The sequence below is a fragment of the Stutzerimonas stutzeri genome, assembly GCF_000935215.1.
Classification (GTDB): Bacteria; Pseudomonadota; Gammaproteobacteria; order Pseudomonadales; family Pseudomonadaceae; genus Stutzerimonas.
This window is the reverse complement of the sequence record NZ_JXXD01000175.1, coordinates 1-3,437: the sequence shown is the minus strand read 5'-3', so window position 1 is coordinate 3,437 and position 3,437 is coordinate 1. Positions and strand designations below refer to the sequence as shown.

The window sequence follows — 3,437 nt, the reverse complement described above, 5'->3', positions numbered from 1 at the left end:
AAAATCGCTGAAAGCTCAGAAATGAGTGCTGCTTGCGCATCGCATGATGTGTGAGGGTATTGATTTCTGGTCTTTGCGCCAGAACTGTTCTTTAAAAATTTGGGTATGTGATAGAAGTAGATTTGAGTGGTCACTTTCACTGGTGATTATTCAAGTCAAGGTAAAATTTGCGTGTTCTCTATGCAAATTTTCGGCGAATGTCGTCTTCACGTTATAGACAGTAACCAGATTGCTTGGGGTTATATGGTCAAGTGAAGAAGCGCATACGGTGGATGCCTTGGCAGTCAGAGGCGATGAAAGACGTGGTAGCCTGCGAAAAGCTTCGGGGAGTCGGCAAACAGACTTTGATCCGGAGATGTCTGAATGGGGGAACCCAGCCATCATAAGATGGTTATCACACACTGAATACATAGGTGTGTGAGGCGAACCAGGGGAACTGAAACATCTAAGTACCCTGAGGAAAAGAAATCAACCGAGATTCCCTTAGTAGTGGCGAGCGAACGGGGATTAGCCCTTAAGCTTCTTTGATTTTAGCGGAACGCTCTGGAAAGTGCGGCCATAGTGGGTGATAGCCCTGTACGCGAAAAGGTCTTAGAAGTGAAATCGAGTAGGACGGAGCACGAGAAACTTTGTCTGAATATGGGGGGACCATCCTCCAAGGCTAAATACTACTGACTGACCGATAGTGAACCAGTACCGTGAGGGAAAGGCGAAAAGAACCCCGGAGAGGGGAGTGAAATAGAACCTGAAACCGTATGCGTACAAGCAGTGGGAGCCTACTTTGTTAGGTGACTGCGTACCTTTTGTATAATGGGTCAGCGACTTATTTTCAGTGGCGAGCTTAACCGAATAGGGGAGGCGTAGCGAAAGCGAGTCTTAATAGGGCGTCTAGTCGCTGGGAATAGACCCGAAACCGGGCGATCTATCCATGGGCAGGTTGAAGGTTAGGTTAACACTGACTGGAGGACCGAACCGACTACCGTTGAAAAGCTAGCGGATGACCTGTGGATCGGAGTGAAAGGCTAATCAAGCTCGGAGATAGCTGGTTCTCCTCGAAAGCTATTTAGGTAGCGCCTCGTGTATCACTGCTGGGGGTAGAGCACTGTTTCGGCTAGGGGGTCATCCCGACTTACCAAACCGATGCAAACTCCGAATACCAGCAAGTGTCAGCACGGGAGACACACGGCGGGTGCTAACGTCCGTCGTGAAAAGGGAAACAACCCAGACCGTCAGCTAAGGTCCCAAAATCCTGGTTAAGTGGGAAACGATGTGGGAAGGCTTAGACAGCTAGGAGGTTGGCTTAGAAGCAGCCACCCTTTAAAGAAAGCGTAATAGCTCACTAGTCGAGTCGGCCTGCGCGGAAGATGTAACGGGGCTCAAACCAGGTACCGAAGCTACGGGTTCAACGCAAGTTGAGCGGTAGAGGAGCGTTCTGTAAGCCTGTGAAGGTCAGTTGAGAAGCTGGCTGGAGGTATCAGAAGTGCGAATGCTGACATGAGTAACGACAATGCGAGTGAAAAACCTCGCACGCCGAAAGACCAAGGGTTCCTGCGCAACGTTAATCGACGCAGGGTGAGTCGGTCCCTAAGGCGAGGCTGAAGAGCGTAGTCGATGGGAAACGGGTTAATATTCCCGTACTTCTAGTTACTGCGATGGGGGGACGGAGAAGGCTAGGCCAGCAAGGCGTTGGTTGTCCTTGTTTAAGGTGGTAGGCAGAGATCTTAGGTAAATCCGGGATCTTAATGCCGAGAGCTGATGACGAGCTTTCTTTTAGAAAGCGAAGTGGTTGATGCCATGCTTCCAGGAAAAGCCTCTAAGCTTCAGGTAACTAGGAACCGTACCCCAAACCGACACAGGTGGTTGGGTAGAGAATACCAAGGCGCTTGAGAGAACTCGGGTGAAGGAACTAGGCAAAATGGCACCGTAACTTCGGGAGAAGGTGCGCCGGTGAGGGTGAAGTATTTACTACGTAAGCCCATGCCGGTCGAAGATACCAGGCCGCTGCGACTGTTTATTAAAAACACAGCACTCTGCAAACACGAAAGTGGACGTATAGGGTGTGACGCCTGCCCGGTGCCGGAAGGTTAATTGATGGGGTTAGCGCAAGCGAAGCTCTTGATCGAAGCCCCGGTAAACGGCGGCCGTAACTATAACGGTCCTAAGGTAGCGAAATTCCTTGTCGGGTAAGTTCCGACCTGCACGAATGGCGTAACGATGGCGGCGCTGTCTCCACCCGAGACTCAGTGAAATTGAAATCGCTGTGAAGATGCAGTGTATCCGCGGCTAGACGGAAAGACCCCGTGAACCTTTACTATAGCTTTGCACTGGACTTTGAATTTGCTTGTGTAGGATAGGTGGGAGGCTTTGAAGCGTGGACGCCAGTTCGCGTGGAGCCATCCTTGAAATACCACCCTGGCAACTTTGAGGTTCTAACTCTGGTCCGTTATCCGGATCGAGGACAGTGTATGGTGGGTAGTTTGACTGGGGCGGTCTCCTCCTAAAGAGTAACGGAGGAGTACGAAGGTGCGCTCAGACCGGTCGGAAATCGGTCGTAGAGTATAAAGGCAAAAGCGCGCTTGACTGCGAGACAGACACGTCGAGCAGGTACGAAAGTAGGTCTTAGTGATCCGGTGGTTCTGTATGGAAGGGCCATCGCTCAACGGATAAAAGGTACTCCGGGGATAACAGGCTGATACCGCCCAAGAGTTCATATCGACGGCGGTGTTTGGCACCTCGATGTCGGCTCATCACATCCTGGGGCTGAAGCCGGTCCCAAGGGTATGGCTGTTCGCCATTTAAAGTGGTACGCGAGCTGGGTTTAGAACGTCGTGAGACAGTTCGGTCCCTATCTGCCGTGGACGTTTGAGATTTGAGAGGGGCTGCTCCTAGTACGAGAGGACCGGAGTGGACGAACCTCTGGTGTTCCGGTTGTCACGCCAGTGGCATTGCCGGGTAGCTACGTTCGGAAGAGATAACCGCTGAAAGCATCTAAGCGGGAAACTTGCCTCAAGATGAGATCTCACTGGAGCCTTGAGCTCCCTGAAGGGCCGTCGAAGACTACGACGTTGATAGGTTGGGTGTGTAAGCGCTGTGAGGCGTTGAGCTAACCAATACTAATTGCCCGTGAGGCTTGACCATATAACACCCAAACAATTTGGCTGTTAGACGGAAAGTCGACAAACAGACCGAAAATCTGCACGAACACGCAATACCGATTCATCACATACCCGATTGGCTGCAGCGGCTAAACCCCGAGGCAGCAACTGAATTGCTTGACGACCATAGAGCGTTGGAACCACCTGATCCCTTCCCGAACTCAGTAGTGAAACGACGCATCGCCGATGGTAGTGTGGGGTCTCCCCATGTGAGAGTAGGTCATCGTCAAGCTCCTTTCCCAAACCCCCGACCCGCGTAAGCTGGTCGGGGGTTTGCTTTTG

2 rRNA genes are annotated in these 3,437 nt (G+C 51.6%); both read left to right on the top strand.

The window, feature by feature from the left end:
* The first annotated feature begins 245 nt into the window (after nt 1-245).
* Nucleotides 246-3,138: ribosomal RNA gene (locus LO50_RS17750) — 23S ribosomal RNA — on the top strand.
* 133 nt (nt 3,139-3,271) lie between these two features.
* A 5S ribosomal RNA gene (gene rrf / locus LO50_RS17745) occupies nt 3,272-3,387 on the top strand.
* Nucleotides 3,388-3,437: the final 50 nt, after the last annotated feature.